We start from the raw sequence: 14,262 nt of genomic DNA, 5'->3' as shown, positions 1-14,262 counted from the left end.
AGAGGTACGCATTCGGCCACCCGTGAGGGTTACTTGGCCGGGGTGAGCTCCGCTTCCTCGGCCTCGTCGGCCGCGTGGGCCTCCGTCATTTCCTTCTCGACCTGAACAAGCGTCGGGTTGCGCCACGCGCTGCTCACGCCCCACGCGTAGAAGGCCAGTGCGATCAGGACAACCACGACGATGTCCCAGCCCGGGGCGAGGTAGCCCTTGCCGCCGAACTCGGTGCCGCCGGCCCAGGAGACGAACGCCATGACCAGCAGGTAGGTCACCATCCAGGCGCCGGCCTGCAGGTGCGGCTTGAGCTCGGCCCACGGCTTGCGCAGCTCGTACCAGGCCCAGATCGGCAGGCCGATGGCCATGATGAAGATGACCTTGCCCGTCAGCGGCCAGCGGGCCCAGTACATGACCAGCGAGCCGAAGATCATCGCGATGGGGGCGATGACCGGCATGGCCTTCAGTTTGACCGGGCGCTTCATGTCGGGCGCGATGCGGCGCAGCGACATCACGGCGACGGGGCCGGTGATGTACGAGATGACGGTGGCGACACCGACGATCTCGGCGATCGAGCCCCAGCCGCGGAAGACGGCGAGGAAGACGAAGGAGATCGCCAGGTTGAGCAGCAGGGCCGGCTTCGGGACACCGGTCTTGGGGTCGACCTTGCCGAAGACCTTCGGCAGGTGGCCGTTCTCCTGGACGCCGTGGATCATGCGCGAGGTGGTGGCCGCGTAGATCATGCCGGTGCCGGACGGGGAGATGAAGGCGTCCGCGTACAGCAGCAGCGCCAGCCAGTTCAGGCCCCAGGTGATGGAGAGGTCCGCGAGCGGGGACTTGTAGGCCAGGGTGTTCCAGCCGCCGGAGAGGTCCGCGGCGGGCACGGCCATCAGGAAGGCGACCTGCAGCGCGATGTAGATGACCAGCGCGATCAGGATGGAGCCGACGACGGCCTTCGGCAGCGACTTGCCGGGGTTGCGGGCCTCGGCGGCCATGTTGAGCGGCGACTGGAAGCCGTTGAAGGCCCAGACGATGCCCGCGACGGCGACGGCGCTGAAGACGGCGCTCCAGCCGTTGGGGGCGAAGCCGCCGTGGGCGGAACCGACGTTGCTGGTGTCGAAGTGCGCGAAGACCAGCGCGGCCGCGGTCAGCGCCGGGACGACGACCTTGAACACGGTGATCGCGTTGTTCGTCTTGGCGAACAGGGTGATCGCGAACCAGTTCAGGAAGAAGTAGAAGACCACCAGGACGCTCGCGGCGGCGAGGCCGGTGCCGGTGAGCTCCTTGCCGTCGAAGAGCTTGCCCGCCCAGTCGAACTTCCACGAGCTCATGTACTGGATCGAAGCGGTCGCCTCACCGGGAATGACGGAGACGATCGCGATCCAGTTGGCCCAGGCGGCCATGTAGCCGGCCAGCGAGCCGTGCGAGAACTGTCCGTAGCGGACCATGCCGCCGGCCTTGGGGAACATCGAGCCGAGCTCGGTGTACGTCAGGGCGATGGTCAGTGCCACGATCGCGCCGATGACCCAGGCGAAGATGGCGGCGGGGCCGGCCAGGACGGCGGCACGCTCGGCACCGAACAGCCAGCCGGAGCCGATGATCGACCCAAGCCCGACGGCGGTCAGCGCCGTCGTGCCGAGGGTCCGGCGGTAATTCGAGTGGGAACCCTGTTCGGTGCTCAAACCCCGGATCTCCTTTTCTTTCTACTCCCTCACGGGCGGGACACAAACCGCGCCATCGTACGAGCGATTTGGCCGAGTTGGTTCCGCCAAAAGCCCCTGACCTGGGACTATGTGAGGTTTGCAACATCCAAGTCGCCCTCTTGACAACAGGGCGAAATGGGGCAAAGTGCACAGTTCCTACCCGCTGGTATGAACCAGCGGGCAGGGTTTCCGGGGTCCTGTGCAACTGACTTCCGCGTCAGTTCATACGCGGTTCACGGCTACTTCACCGGCAGGTGGTAAGCGACGCGATAGCGCTCGGCGAGCATCACCACGTCGGCGGTCTCGACCGGGCAGCCGCCCGCGCAGTACGTCCGCGAGACCACCAGCACGACATGCCCGGGGACCCCGCCGAGGGCGAGGGTCTCCTCGGCCAGCCCGGGGCGCGCGCTGACCTCCTCGGTGACGTTGTCCACGATCAGGTCGATGGCGGCCATCCGCTCGACCACCCCCCGCCCGGCCAGCGGCCCTTCCTCCGGCAGCATCACGGGCGTACGGCCGGTGAGGGCGAGGGGCTCCCAGGAGGTGGAGAGCATGCACGGCTCCCCCACCGAGCGGAAGAGGTAGTCGGTCCGCATCACCCGGTCGCCGGGCGCGATCCGCAGCCGCCGCGCGGTGGCGGTGTCGGCGGGCCCCTGCTCGCTGCGGGACTCCCAGGTGCCCTTCACCCGGTCGTCCGCCTGCTCCTGCCGGAACGGCGTGGACTCCCCCACCGCCCGGTACCCCGTACGCACCAGGGCCCGCGGCACGGGCTGCTCGCGCACATACGTCCCGGACCCGGAGCGGCCCTCGACGAGCCCCTCGGCCATCAGGACCTTGCGGGCCTCCAGGGCCACGGTGTCGGAGACTCCGTACTGCTCCCGGATGCGCGCCTGGGAGGGGAGCCGGGTGTGCGGCGGCAGCTCGCCGGCGACGATTTTCTGGCGGAGATCGCCGGCGACGCGAAGGTATGCGGGCTGGTCACCGAAGGCCACGTCCACTCCCAAGGGGTTGACAGTCCGCAACAGCTTGGCAACCGTAGGTTGTGATCCGCAACTCTAGGCCAAGGAATCACCGGATGTGGTGAACGGCAGCTCAGGCCCGTGCGACCGAGATCCACCGGGCACATGCGACCCGCACACACCGGCGGCAAATCCGCATCTATGCAAAAACCCGGGCGCGTCGCCCAGAGCGCTCCCTCGCCGGTGACAAAAGGCGATCTCATGGTCCGCACCCGGCCGAATGGCTACGGTTGAGCCATGACCGCACTGCCCGACTGGATGATTCCGCCCCGTCCCGAGGGCTGGTTCGCGGAGGATCTGGACCGCCTCCCGGAAGCGCCTCGCCACACCGAGTTATTCGACGGAGCCCTCGTCTTCAGGCTGTTCCCGCAGCGGTGGTGGCACAGCCACCTCGTCACCTCTCTCACCGTCGCACTCACGCGTCAGGCCCCGCCGGGCTTCGAGGTGGAGTGTGAGATGACCATGCGGCTCGATGACCGCAATCGGCCGGAGCCCGACCTCGTGGTGACCACGGCCCCCTACGCCCCCGACCGCACCTGGTTCGCGCCCGAAGAGATCCAGCTCGTCGTCGAGGTCGTCTCGCCCGAATCCGCGCACCGCGACCGCACGGTCAAGCTCCGCAAGTACGCGCAAGCCGGGATCCCGCACTACTGGTGCATCGAGGAGGAGGACGGCGCTCCCCTCGTCCACGTCTACGAGCTGGACGAGCCGACCGGGGCCTACGCGCCCGCCGGGATCTTCCGCCACGCCCTTCGGCGACCCGTTCCGTTCGAGGTCGCCATCGACCTGGACAAGCTCACGCCGCGCGGCTGAACCGGATACGGGAACGCGAAGGGGCCGCACTCGCGCGAGTACGGCCCCTGTCTGCTGTCTGTGCGAGCGCGCGTCAGACGTTGAAGCGGAACTCCACCACGTCGCCGTCCGCCATCACGTACTCCTTGCCCTCCATGCGCGCCTTGCCGGCGGCGCGGGCCTCGGCGACGGAGCCGGTGGCGACCAGGTCGTCGAAGGAGATGACCTCGGCCTTGATGAAGCCCTTCTGGAAGTCGGTGTGGATCACACCGGCCGCCTCGGGGGCCGTGGCGCCCTTCTTGATGGTCCAGGCGCGGGTCTCCTTGGGACCGGCGGTGAGGTAGGTCTGCAGGCCCAGGGTGTCGAAGCCGACGCGGCCCAGGGTGGCCAGGCCGGGCTCGTCCTGGCCCATGGACTGCAGGAGCTCCAGCGCCTCCTCGTCGTCCAGCTCGATGAGCTCGGACTCGATCTTGGCGTTGAGGAAGATGGCCTCGGCCGGGGCGACCAGCGCGCGCTGCTCGTTCTTGAAGTCCTCGTCGACCAGCTCGTCCTCGTCCACGTTGAAGACGTAGAGGAAGGGCTTGGTGGTGAGCAGGTGCAGCTCGTGCAGCAGGTCACCGCGCTCGGTGCCCTTGGTGATGCCCGCGGAGAACAGGGTCTGGCCCGACTCCAGGATGCCCTTCGCCTCCTCGACGGCGGCGAGGACGGCGACCTTCTCCTTCTGGAGGCGCGACTCCTTGGTCAGGCGCGGCACCGCCTTCTCGACCGACTGCAGGTCGGCGAGGATCAGCTCGGTGTTGATGGTCTCGATGTCGTCCTTGGGCGAGACCTTGCCGTCGACGTGGACGACGTTCTCGTCCTTGAAGGCTCGGATGACCTGGCAGATCGCATCCGACTCGCGGATGTTCGCGAGGAACTTGTTGCCCAGGCCCTCGCCCTCGGAGGCGCCGCGCACGATGCCGGCGATGTCGACGAAGTCGACCGTGGCGGGGAGGATCTTCTGCGAGCCGAAGATCTCCGCCAGCTTGGCCAGGCGGGGGTCCGGCACGCCGACGACGCCCACGTTGGGCTCGATGGTGGCGAACGGGTAGTTGGCCGCCAGCACGTCGTTCTTGGTCAGGGCGTTGAACAGGGTCGACTTGCCGACATTGGGCAGACCGACGATTCCGATCGTGAGCGACACGTGGCGACTTCCCGTAGTTCCCGTAGTAGCGAGGGTTCCGCGCCCCGTGACGCGCCCGGTCATCCAGTCTACGGGTCCCGCCCCCGCACCCGCCCCGGACGGAGGATTCCTCGAACGCATGGCCAAGGTGGCCCAAACGGCGTGTCCAACCCCGGATTCCGCGTCCGTGCCCGCCTAGTTTGGTCGGGTGGAGCAACCCAGCACGCGTATGCCGCAGCGCAAGGTCCGCCGTGGGTCCCCCGTGCCCCGTCCCGCCGCGCCCGTCGGGCAGCGCGAGGGGAGCGCCTTCCGGCGGCCGCGCCCCGGCCGCCTGGAGCCGCCGCTCCGCCGCCTGCCGGCGGCCCGCCTGACGGGCCTGGGCAGCGGGCTGCTCACCGCCCTGGCCATGCTCTCGGTCGGCTATCTGGACGCCACGCTGGTGGGCGGCAGCGCCAGGGTGTACGGGGTGTTCTTCCTGCTCGGCAGCGCCGCCTGCGCGCTGTGGGTGCGACCGGCCGAGCTGATGACCGCGCCCGTGAGCGTGCCCATCGCCTTCGCGGTGGGCTTGGTGCCGCTCAGCGACGGCACGGGCGGCTTCGGCGGCCGGGTGATGAGCCTGATCACACTGCTGTCCCTGAACGCCGGATGGCTCTACGCGGGCACGCTGCTGGCCGCACTGATCGCCCTCGTCCGCAGGATCATGCTGATCAGGTCGCGGCGACGGGCCCGGAACCGGCTGCGGCAGCGGCCATCGCGGCCCCCACGATCCCCGCGTTGTTCTCCAGCTGAGCGGGGACGATTTCGGCGCTGACGCCCTCGATCAGCGGCAGGAACTTCTCCGCCTTCCGGCTGACGCCGCCGCCGATCACGAACAGCTCGGGCGAGAAGAGCATCTCCACATGGGCCAGGTACCGCCCGACCCGTTTGGCCCAGCGGCTCCAGCTGAGGTCCTCGCTCTCCTTGGCCCGGGTGGAGGCGCGCCGCTCCGCGTCGTGGCCCTGCAGCTCCAGATGGCCCAGCTCGGTGTTGGGCACCAGCCGGCCGCCGGTGAAGACCGCGCTGCCGATGCCCGTGCCGAAGGTCAGCACGATCACCGTGCCCGTACGGCCCCGGCCGGCGCCGAAGGTCATCTCGGCCAGCCCGGCGGCGTCCGCGTCGTTGAGCACGGTCACCGGCGCGCCGATGCGCCCGCCGATCAGCGCGGCCGCGTCCTGGCCGATCCAGCCCTTGTCGACATTGGCGGCCGTACGGGTCGTTCCGCCGACGACCACGCCAGGGAAGGTCGCCCCGACCGGCCCGGACGGCCGGCCGAAGTGCTCGACCACCTGCCGGACGCAGTCGGCGACCGCGTCCGGGGTGGCGGGATGCGGGGTGAGCACCTTGAAGCGCTCCTGCGCGATCTCGCCGCGCTCCAGGTCCACCGGAGCGCCCTTGATGCCCGATCCGCCGATGTCCACGCCGAATACGTTCATACCGCCACGCTACGGGCTGAGCGCGACCGTCACCCCTCGGATCGCGTCATCCCTCGGACGACGTACCGGCGAGCCCGGCGGCCTCGGCCCGCAGGTCGCGGCGGAGCTCCTTGGGCAGGGAGAAGGTGATCGACTCCTCGGCGGCCTTGACCAGCTCGACGTCCTCGAAGCCGCGCTGCGCCAGCCACTCCAGCACGCCCTCGACGAGGATCTCCGGCACCGAGGCGCCCGAGGTCACACCGACGGTGGACACGCCCTCCAGCCAGGCCTCGTCGATCTCCTCGGCGTAGTCGACGAGGTACGAGGTGCGGGCGCCGGCGCCCAGGGCCACCTCGACGAGGCGGACGGAGTTCGAGGAGTTCTTGGAGCCGACGACGATGACGAGGTCGGCCTCGGCGCCCATCTGCTTGACGGCGATCTGACGGTTCTGCGTGGCGTAGCAGATGTCGTCGCTGGGCGGGGAGAGCAGGTTCGGGAAGCGGCCCTTGAGGGCGTCGACGGTCTCCATCGTCTCGTCGACGGACAGCGTGGTCTGCGACAGCCACACGACCTTGTTCTCGTCGCGGACCTCGACCTTGGCGACGTCGTCCGGGCCGTCGACGATGGTGATGTGGTCGGGCGCCTCGCCGCTGGTGCCGATGACCTCTTCGTGGCCCTCGTGGCCGATCAGGAGGATGTCGTAGTCCTCCTTGGCGAAGCGGACGGCTTCCTTGTGCACCTTGGTCACCAGGGGACACGTGGCGTCGATCGTCGCGAGCTTGCCCCGCCGCGCCTCCTCGTGCACCACCGGCGCGACGCCGTGGGCGGAGAACATGACGATGTTGCCCTCGGGCACTTCCTCCGTCCGGTCGACGAAGATCGCGCCCTTCTTCTCCAGCGTCTTGACCACGTACTTGTTGTGGACGATCTCGTGCCGTACGTAGACGGGAGCGCCGTACTGCTCGAGCGCCTTCTCGACGGCGATCACGGCACGGTCCACGCCCGCGCAGTAGCCACGAGGGGCGGCGAGCAGGACCTTACGGGCGGGCGTAGCAGTCATGCCGTCCATCGTAAGGGCCCGGCCGCACCGGCGTGGCCCGGCCACCGCCCGGTGCGGCCGCCCGAATACTGGCCCCATGCCCACACCACCCCCGGTCGGCGGCAACGGCACCCTCCGTCGCACCCTCACCTTCCGCGACCTGGTCGTCTACGGCCTGTTGTTCATCGCCCCCATGGCCCCGGTGGGCGTCTTCGGCACGCTCGACGCGAAGTCGCACGGGGCGGTGGCGCTGGTCTACGTGGTGGCGACGGTGGCGATGGCCTTCACGGCGTACTCGTACGCGCAGATGGTGCGCGTGGCTCCCCGCGCGGGCTCGGTCTACACCTACGCGCGCGTGGGCCTCGGCGAGGGGGCGGGCTTCGTCGCGGGCTGGATGGCGATGCTGGACTATTTGCTGATCCCGGCGGTCGCGTACCTCTTCTCCGGCATCGCGATGCACGCGCTGGTGCCGTCGGTGCCCGAGTGGGTGTGGACGGCGATCGCGGTGCTCGTGACGACGGGCCTGAACCTGTCGGGCGTACGGGCGGCCGCGCTGGTGGGTTTCCTGGTGCTGGCCATGGAGATCGCCGTGCTGCTGGTCTTCGTGGTCGCGGCGGCGGTCGCGCTCGCCCAGGACGGGGCGCGGCGCGGGTGGCTGTCGCCGCTGACCGGGGAGGGCGGCTTCGACCTGGCGGCGGTGGTGGGGGCGGTGTCGGTGGCGGTGCTGTCGTATCTGGGGTTCGACGCGATCGCCTCCTTCGCGGAGGAGGCGGCGGGCGGCTCGGAGAAGGTGGCGCGCGCGGTCGTGACGTGCCTGGCGGCGGCGGGCGTCCTCTTCGTCCTCCAGGCCTACCTGGCGGCGCTCCTCGCCCCGATGTCCCCGGCGGAGCTGGCGGCGAGGCCGGCGGGCCAGGGCTCGGCCTTCTACGACACGGTCGACTCGGCGACGGGTCCGTGGCTGCACGACCTGGTGGCGGCCAGCAAGGCGATCGGCGCGGCCTTCGCCGCCCTGGCCGGCCAGGCGGCCGCGGGCCGCCTGCTCTTCGCGATGGCCCGCGACCGCCGGCTGCCGGTCCTGCTGGCGAAGGTGGACCGCGGCTCCGGCGTGCCGCGCCCGGCCCTGCTGGGGGCGGCGGCGGTGACGCTCGTGGCGGCGGTGTGGGCGGCCCGCCGGGACGACGGCCTGGACCGGCTGGTGTCGGTGGTGGACGTGGGGGCGCTGTGTGCGTTCGGGTTGCTGCATCTGTCGGTGATCGGGTGGTTCGGGGTGCGGGGGCGGGGGGAGCGGGTGGGGATCGTCCGGCACGTTCTGGTGCCGCTGCTGGGGCTGGCGGTGGTGGTGGCCGTGATCGTGGAGGCGTCGACGGCGGCGCAGATCGTGGGCGCCGTCTGGCTGACCGTGGGCCTAGCGGTGCTCGCGGGGCAACGCCTCCGTGCCCAGGCACCGTGACGGTGGTGGCCGGTCCGGGTGCGGCCCGGTGGGCAGGTCTGTGCCCACCGTCCCCCAGCTACCGCTGGGAGGTGCCCCCAGCCCTGCGGAACGACTGCCCACAAACGCCCACCGCTACGCTCGCCCCCATGGCTGCCAACACGACCCCCGACGCGCCGCTCCCCGTGGGCCAGGTCTCCCGTCTCATCGGCGGCTGGATCGACCGCCTCGGTGCCATCTGGGTCGAAGGGCAGATCACCCAGCTCTCCCGCCGTCCCGGCGCCGGCGTCGTGTTCCTCACCCTCCGCGACCCCTCCCACGACATCTCGCTCTCCGTCACCTGCTACCGCGCCGTCTTCGACCGCGTAGCCGACGTCGTCTCCGAGGGCGCCCGCGTCGTCGTGCACGCCAAGCCCGAGTGGTACGCCCCCCGCGGACAGCTCTCGCTCCGCGCGGCCGAGATCCGCCCGGTGGGCGTGGGCGAGCTGCTCGCCCGTCTCGAGCAGCTCAAGAAGTCGCTCGCCGCCGAGGGCCTCTTCTCCGCCGAGCGCAAGCGCGCCCTCCCGTTCCTCCCCCAGCTCATTGGACTGGTCTGCGGCCGCGCCTCCGCCGCCGAGCGCGACGTGCTGGAGAACGCCCGGCACCGCTGGCCCGCCGTCCGCTTCGAGGTCCGCAACGTCCCCGTGCAGGGCGTCCACGCGGTGCCGTCCGTCGTGGCGGCGGTCAAGGAGCTGGACGCCCACCCCGAGGTCGACGTCATCGTCGTGGCACGCGGCGGCGGCAGCGTCGAGGACCTGCTGCCGTTCTCCGACGAGGAGCTCGTCCGCACGGTGGCCGCCTGCCGCACACCCGTCGTGTCGGCGATCGGCCACGAGCCGGACACCCCCCTCCTCGACCTGGTCGCCGACCTGCGCGCGTCCACCCCCACCGACGCCGCGAAGCGCGTCGTCCCGGACGTGGGCGAGGAGCTCACCCGCGTACGCCACCTCCGCGAGCGCGCGCTGCGCTGCGTGACCGCCCACCTGGACCGCGAGGAGCGCGGCCTGGCCGCGGCGCGGGCGCGCCCGTGCATGGAGCAGCCGCACCGGATGGTGGACGAGCGCGCGGAGCAGATCGACGCGCTGGCGGCCCGGGGCCGCCGCACGCTGGGCCACCTGCTGGACCGGGCGGCGTCCGAGCTGACCCACACGCACGCGCGCGTGGTCGCGCTGTCCCCGGCGGCGACGCTGCGCCGCGGCTACGCGGTCCTGCAGCACGCGGACGGCTCCGTGGTGCGGGCGGCGGACGAGGTCGTGGCGGACGAGGAGCTGCGGGCGCGCGTCGCGGAAGGCGAGTTCGCGGTACGGGCCGTTGTCACACCGCCCGCCTAGGCTGTGCGCCATGGCGACGACGACAACGGACGCGGACGCGGCGGATGCGCTGGGCTACGAGCAGGCGCGGGACGAGCTGATCGACGTGGTGCGCCGGCTGGAGGCCGGGGGCACGACGCTCGAGGAGTCGCTGGCCCTGTGGGAGCGCGGCGAGGAGCTGGCCAAGGTGTGCCGCCGCTGGCTGGACGGCGCAAGGGCCCGGCTGGACGCGGCGCTGGCGGAGGAGGAGGGCGACCAGCGGGGCGACGAACCCTCCGAGGCCGCGAACCGGTAGAAAACGGCACGGCGTGAGGTGCGTCTCACGCACCCTCGATTTAGTTGAAAGTTAATCCATTCTCGCCCTACAGTGACGTCATGACTCTCGCTCTTGACACCGCTGCCCAGGACCTTCTCTTCCGTGAGGCCCACACGGCCAACACCTTCACCGACGAGCCCGTCTCCGACGAGCAGGTCCAGGCGATCTACGACCTGATCAAGCTCGCCCCGACCGCCTTCAACCAGTCGCCGCTGCGCGTCGTCCTGGTCCGTTCGGCCGAGGCCCGCGAGCGTCTGGTCTCCCACATGGCCGACGGCAACCAGGCCAAGACGCGCACCGCGCCGCTGGTCGCCATCCTCGCCGCGGACAACGAGTTCCACGAGGAGCTGCCGGCGCTGCTCCCGCACTTCCCGCAGGCCAAGGAGCTGTTCTTCAGCGAGCGCCCGGTCCGCGAGCAGGCCGCGCTGGTCAACGCCACGCTGCAGGCCGGCTACTTCATCCTCGGCATCCGCGCCGCCGGCCTGGCCGCCGGCCCGATGACCGGCTTCGACTTCGCGGGCGTGCAGAAGGAGTTCCTGGACGACGACCACACCCCGCTGATGGTCATCAACATCGGCAAGCCGGGCGAGGACGCCTTCTACCCGCGCTCGCCGCGCCTGTCCTACGACCAGGCCGTCACGACGGTCTGACACTCGACCCGTCTGCCGCCAGACCCGTCTGCCGCCCTGTCCCCCCGGGGCGGCAGACCCGCCTGTCCGCTCTTCCCCCCGAAGGACAGGCGCCGGCCGCCGCCGCTCAGCCCGGGGTGTTCGCCTTGCCGGCGTTCGCCTTCACGGCCTTGAGCGCGGCGGCCATTTCCTTGAGCCGGTCGTCCGACGCGGTCCCGGTGACCACGGTCGTCACGCCGTTCTCCTCACGCACCAGGGCGTTGTACTTCGGGCCCTCGTAGCGCTGCCAGGTGGCGCCGGCCACCTGCTCGGTCTTCCCGGTCTTCTCCGCACGCCTGCTGACGTCGTCGACGAAGGGGCGGGACGGGCCGTCGCTCTGCTCGACCGCCACGTACTGCGTCTGCGGGTCGAGGAAGCCCAGGTGCCACTGGGAGCCCTCCTTGCCGCTCGCCTTGTACGAGACCGAGGTCGCGCGCCAGCCGTCGCCGAGCCCCTCGGGGGCCGCCACCGCGTACGGCGCCGCGCGCCGGGCCGTGTCCAGCTCCACCCGGTAGTTCACCGTCTGGATCGGGTCCCTGCTCTCGTCGTGCGGGATGAAGAGGTAACTCAGCCCCGCGACGGGGATGACCACCGCCATCGACAGCAGCATGTTCCGAATCGTCTGCGTCTTGCCGTTCCTACCTGCCACGCCCCCATCGTCCCCCATGCCCCGATGGATCATGACGACGGGGCGACGGCGGAGCCGGGAGTACCCACCTTGACGCCGCTCATGCGTGGGGCGCCCTGCTCACCTTGGCAATGAACCGATAAAGTCATGAGCACCCTCACCCTCCTGGCCCACCCGGGGAAGGAGGGGCCCCACGGCCGTAGCCGTACAGAAAGGTGCGCCCGCGATGAGCGACCATCACTTGCCGTCCCAGCTCGAGGTCAGCCCGGAGGCGCCCGACCGCAACCTGGCGCTGGAGCTCGTCCGGGTCACCGAGGCGGGCGCCATGGCGTCGGGCCGCTGGGTGGGCCGTGGCGACAAGAACGGCGCCGACGGCGCGGCCGTGCGGGCCATGCGCGCGCTGATCCACACCGTGTCGATGAACGGTGTCGTGGTCATCGGCGAGGGCGAGAAGGACAACGCCCCCATGCTCTACAACGGTGAGCGCGTGGGCGACGGGACCGGCGCGGAGTGCGACGTCGCCGTGGACCCCGTGGACGGCACCACACTGACCGCCAAGGGCATGGCGAACGCCGTGTCCGTGATGGCCGTCGCCGAGCGCGGCTCCATGTTCGACCCGTCCGCCGTGTTCTACATGGACAAGCTGGTCACCGGCCCCGAGGCGGCCGACTTCGTCGACATCGACGCGCCCGTGGGCGTGAACATCCGCCGCATCGCGAAGGCGAAGCGTTCCTCCGTCGAGGACGTCACGGTCGTCGTCCTGGACCGCCCCCGTCACGACGGCCTCGTCAAGGACATCCGCGAGGCGGGCGCCCGCATCAAGTTCATCTCCGACGGCGATGTGGCGGGCGCCATCATGGCCGCCCGCGAGGGCACCGGCGTGGACCTGCTGCTGGGCATCGGCGGTACGCCCGAGGGCATCATCGCGGCCTGCGCGATGAAGTGCCTCGGCGGCACCATCCAGGCCAAGCTGTGGCCGAAGGACGACGAGGAGCGGCAGCGCGCCCTCGACGCCGGCCACGAGCTCGGCCGCGTCCTGCACACCGAGGACCTGGTCAGCGGCGAGAACGTGTTCTTCGTGGCGACCGGCATCACCGACGGCGAGCTGCTGCGCGGAGTGCGCTACCGGGGCGAGACGGCCACCACGCAGTCGCTGGTCATGCGCTCCAAGTCGGGCACGATCCGCCTGATCGACTCCGAGCACCGGCTGTCGAAGCTGCGCGCCTACAGCTCGGTCGACTTCGAGCGCCCCAGCTGACGCCGGCGCGCACCGCGGGCGCGCACCTCACGGGCGCGGGAAACGGGCCGGGCCCCGCCGTATGACGGCGGGGCCCGGCCCGTTGGTAAGCGGTGGCGACCGTGGTCGACGAACCGCGGGGACTCAGCCCGCGGCGGCGATGCGCGTGGCACGCTGCAGCTCCGCCTCGCGGCGCCGGCGGCGGGCCAGCACGACCCGGCGCTCGGCGGCGGTGAGCCCGCCCCAGACCCCGTACGGCTCGGGCTGGAGCAAGGCGTGCTCGCGGCACTCGACCATGACGGGGCAACGGGCGCAGACGCGTTTGGCGGCCTCCTCGCGCGAAAGGCGGGCGGCCGTCGGTTCCTTTGATGGTGCGAAGAAGAGCCCGGCTTCATCCCGGCGGCACACCGCCTCCGAATGCCAGGGGCCGGCCTGTTCCCGAGCGGAAATCCGCTGGGACGGTACGGCGGCTTCCTGCAGGGGCTGATGCGGTAGCAGCACGGTCCACTCCTGACGACGGCTTTGCTTGGCCGATTGAGTCACCTTTGCCCGCCTCGACGTGCACGGCCATTCGCACCCGCAGCCGTACGAGAGACGATGCACCAAGCTTTACCCGCTGTGCGCGAGCTTATTCACACCGTTGCCATGAGTGGAATGCGGTCGGTTGCCGTCGGGTCACGGTCAGTTGGCGGCCCGCAGGTTCTTCAGCCGCTTGCCGCGTCGCCGCCGCGCCTCGACGCCGCCGAAGAGGGCGAAGCCGGTGACCACCACGACCGGGGCGCCGGGGTCCGCGTCCTCGCCGGTCTTCACGTCGAAGCCGCCGAAGATTCCGGTTCCGGTGCAGCGTACGGAGATGTTCTCGGGGAGTTTGATCTCGATGCCGCCGAAGGCGGCACAGGCGTTGATGACGACCTCCTGCTGCTCGAAGACGGCCTCGGTCAGGTCGATCTCCACCCCGCCGAACAGGGCGAACGCGTTGGTGCGTGGCCGCACCCGCCAGCGCCCCTTGCGGGCGGCCCCACCGAAGACCGCGATCAGGTTCTCGGGCGCGTGCACGGCGGGGCGCACGGAAGCGTCGTACGGGCGCACGGAGGCCGGCCCGGACGGTATCGACCGCCCCGTGGGCAGATCGCGCACCAGCGGCTCCAGCTCGCCGTGCGTCCTGGCCTCGTAGACCGCGCCGATCCGCTCGGCGTGCTCCTCGGCGGTGAGCCGCCCCTCGGCCAGCGCCTCGCGCAGGATGTCGGCGGTGCGGTCGCGGTCGGCGTCCGAGGCGCGCAGGGCGGGCCCTGCGGTCTTGGTCAGCGATACACGGTCTTCGGGTGATGGCTTGTCCACGGCGTCCACGGAAAGCAGCGTAGCCAAACGCGATAGATCGCGATAGTGGTCGGACGCGCCGGTCACGTACTGAGCCTTACCTCACAAACTCACCGGCCGCGGGGCGGCCTACCCTGGTTGACGCCGCCGAGGAAGCCGGC

General features: G+C 70.8%; 15 protein-coding genes. 7 read left to right on the top strand and 8 right to left on the bottom strand.

Translation table 11 applies throughout. From position 1 onward, the window contains the following. Positions 1 to 29 precede the first annotated feature (29 nt). Together ACIGXW_RS09690 and ACIGXW_RS09685 are read right to left on the bottom strand one after the other, a co-directional pair. Entirely contained in the window at positions 30 to 1,673 is a 1,644-nt protein-coding gene (locus ACIGXW_RS09690; protein ID WP_399571687.1) for an APC family permease, read from the bottom strand. A 260-nt stretch (positions 1,674 to 1,933) separates the two neighbouring features. Continuing rightward, positions 1,934 to 2,686 (bottom strand): GntR family transcriptional regulator, encoded by a 753-nt coding sequence (locus ACIGXW_RS09685; RefSeq protein ID WP_071965240.1) that lies wholly within the window; start codon positions 2,684 to 2,686, stop codon positions 1,934 to 1,936. A 264-nt stretch (positions 2,687 to 2,950) separates the two neighbouring features. Here ACIGXW_RS09685 and ACIGXW_RS09680 point away from each other — a divergent pair, with 264 nt between their 5' ends. Beyond that, positions 2,951 to 3,526, top strand: a complete 576-nt coding sequence (locus ACIGXW_RS09680) for a Uma2 family endonuclease (protein WP_399571684.1) — start codon at positions 2,951 to 2,953, stop codon at positions 3,524 to 3,526. A 73-nt stretch (positions 3,527 to 3,599) separates the two neighbouring features. Here the strand turns inward: ACIGXW_RS09680 and ychF are convergent, their stop codons facing one another. Beyond that, positions 3,600 to 4,688 carry a redox-regulated ATPase YchF gene (ychF, locus tag ACIGXW_RS09675; protein ID WP_360906549.1) on the bottom strand — a complete coding sequence of 363 codons (1,089 nt, stop codon included), beginning with the start codon at positions 4,686 to 4,688 and terminating at the stop codon, positions 3,600 to 3,602. A gap of 187 nt (positions 4,689 to 4,875) precedes the next feature. Here ychF and ACIGXW_RS09670 point away from each other — a divergent pair, with 187 nt between their 5' ends. Next, positions 4,876 to 5,478, top strand: a complete 603-nt coding sequence (locus tag ACIGXW_RS09670; protein ID WP_399571681.1) for a DUF6542 domain-containing protein — start codon at positions 4,876 to 4,878, stop codon at positions 5,476 to 5,478. Here the strand turns inward: ACIGXW_RS09670 and ppgK are convergent. After that, the gene (gene ppgK, locus ACIGXW_RS09665; RefSeq protein WP_071965233.1) at positions 5,375 to 6,139 is read right to left on the bottom strand and encodes a polyphosphate--glucose phosphotransferase; all 765 of its coding nucleotides are present in this window, start codon (positions 6,137 to 6,139) and stop codon (positions 5,375 to 5,377) included. The two genes, ACIGXW_RS09670 and ppgK, sit on opposite strands and share 104 nt — an antisense overlap. A gap of 46 nt (positions 6,140 to 6,185) precedes the next feature. Further along, positions 6,186 to 7,187 carry a 4-hydroxy-3-methylbut-2-enyl diphosphate reductase gene (locus tag ACIGXW_RS09660; RefSeq protein ID WP_071965232.1) on the bottom strand — a complete coding sequence of 334 codons (1,002 nt, stop codon included), beginning with the start codon at positions 7,185 to 7,187 and terminating at the stop codon, positions 6,186 to 6,188. A gap of 67 nt (positions 7,188 to 7,254) precedes the next feature. Here ACIGXW_RS09660 and ACIGXW_RS09655 point away from each other — a divergent pair, with 67 nt between their 5' ends. From ACIGXW_RS09655 to ACIGXW_RS09640, 4 genes are all read left to right on the top strand, one after another. Next, positions 7,255 to 8,607, top strand: coding sequence for an APC family permease (locus ACIGXW_RS09655; protein WP_399571678.1), 1,353 nt, complete (start codon positions 7,255 to 7,257; stop codon positions 8,605 to 8,607). Positions 8,608 to 8,735: 128 nt separating this feature from the next. Continuing rightward, positions 8,736 to 9,956 (top strand): exodeoxyribonuclease VII large subunit, encoded by a 1,221-nt coding sequence (xseA, locus tag ACIGXW_RS09650; protein ID WP_399571676.1) that lies wholly within the window; start codon positions 8,736 to 8,738, stop codon positions 9,954 to 9,956. 10 nt (positions 9,957 to 9,966) lie between these two features. Continuing rightward, positions 9,967 to 10,230, top strand: coding sequence for an exodeoxyribonuclease VII small subunit (locus ACIGXW_RS09645; RefSeq protein ID WP_071965610.1), 264 nt, complete (start codon positions 9,967 to 9,969; stop codon positions 10,228 to 10,230). Between the two features lie 80 nt (positions 10,231 to 10,310). Further along, a complete protein-coding gene (locus tag ACIGXW_RS09640) occupies positions 10,311 to 10,901 on the top strand; it encodes a malonic semialdehyde reductase (RefSeq protein ID WP_071965611.1) in 591 nt (196 codons plus the stop codon). 106 nt (positions 10,902 to 11,007) lie between these two features. Here ACIGXW_RS09640 and ACIGXW_RS09635 read toward each other — a convergent pair whose 3' ends face one another. Further along, complete coding sequence (locus tag ACIGXW_RS09635; RefSeq protein WP_071965643.1) at positions 11,008 to 11,568, bottom strand: DUF4245 domain-containing protein; 561 nt, start codon at positions 11,566 to 11,568, stop codon at positions 11,008 to 11,010. 205 nt (positions 11,569 to 11,773) lie between these two features. On the opposite strand from ACIGXW_RS09635, the gene glpX reads away from it, so the two are divergent. Further along, positions 11,774 to 12,805, top strand: a complete 1,032-nt coding sequence (gene glpX, locus ACIGXW_RS09630; RefSeq protein WP_071965612.1) for a class II fructose-bisphosphatase — start codon at positions 11,774 to 11,776, stop codon at positions 12,803 to 12,805. 123 nt (positions 12,806 to 12,928) lie between these two features. Here the strand turns inward: glpX and ACIGXW_RS09625 are convergent, their stop codons facing one another. Next, positions 12,929 to 13,285 (bottom strand): WhiB family transcriptional regulator, encoded by a 357-nt coding sequence (locus ACIGXW_RS09625; protein WP_045932326.1) that lies wholly within the window; start codon positions 13,283 to 13,285, stop codon positions 12,929 to 12,931. Between the two features lie 180 nt (positions 13,286 to 13,465). After that, entirely contained in the window at positions 13,466 to 14,131 is a 666-nt protein-coding gene (locus tag ACIGXW_RS09620; protein ID WP_399571673.1) for a DUF1707 domain-containing protein, read from the bottom strand. Between the last annotated feature and the right edge of the window lie 131 nt (positions 14,132 to 14,262).

Origin of the sequence: Streptomyces sp. NPDC053079 (genome assembly GCF_044546695.1) — a bacterium.
GTDB lineage: Bacteria > Actinomycetota > Actinomycetes > Streptomycetales > Streptomycetaceae > Streptomyces.
This window is presented reverse-complemented; position numbering and strand designations above follow the sequence as displayed.

Excerpts from the sequence above, each read along its gene's own strand:
- ACIGXW_RS09680 (WP_399571684.1), top strand. The coding sequence starts at position 2,951 with ATGACCGCACTGCCCGACTGGATGATTCCGCCCCGTCCCGAGGGCTGG.
- ACIGXW_RS09655 (WP_399571678.1), top strand. The coding sequence starts at position 7,255 with ATGCCCACACCACCCCCGGTCGGCGGCAACGGCACCCTCCGTCGCACC.
- glpX (WP_071965612.1), top strand. The coding sequence starts at position 11,774 with ATGAGCGACCATCACTTGCCGTCCCAGCTCGAGGTCAGCCCGGAGGCG.
- ACIGXW_RS09645 (WP_071965610.1), top strand. The coding sequence starts at position 9,967 with ATGGCGACGACGACAACGGACGCGGACGCGGCGGATGCGCTGGGCTAC.
- ACIGXW_RS09660 (WP_071965232.1), bottom strand. The coding sequence starts at position 7,187 with ATGGACGGCATGACTGCTACGCCCGCCCGTAAGGTCCTGCTCGCCGCC.
- ppgK (WP_071965233.1), bottom strand. The coding sequence starts at position 6,139 with ATGAACGTATTCGGCGTGGACATCGGCGGATCGGGCATCAAGGGCGCT.
- ACIGXW_RS09640 (WP_071965611.1), top strand. The coding sequence starts at position 10,311 with ATGACTCTCGCTCTTGACACCGCTGCCCAGGACCTTCTCTTCCGTGAG.
- xseA (WP_399571676.1), top strand. The coding sequence starts at position 8,736 with ATGGCTGCCAACACGACCCCCGACGCGCCGCTCCCCGTGGGCCAGGTC.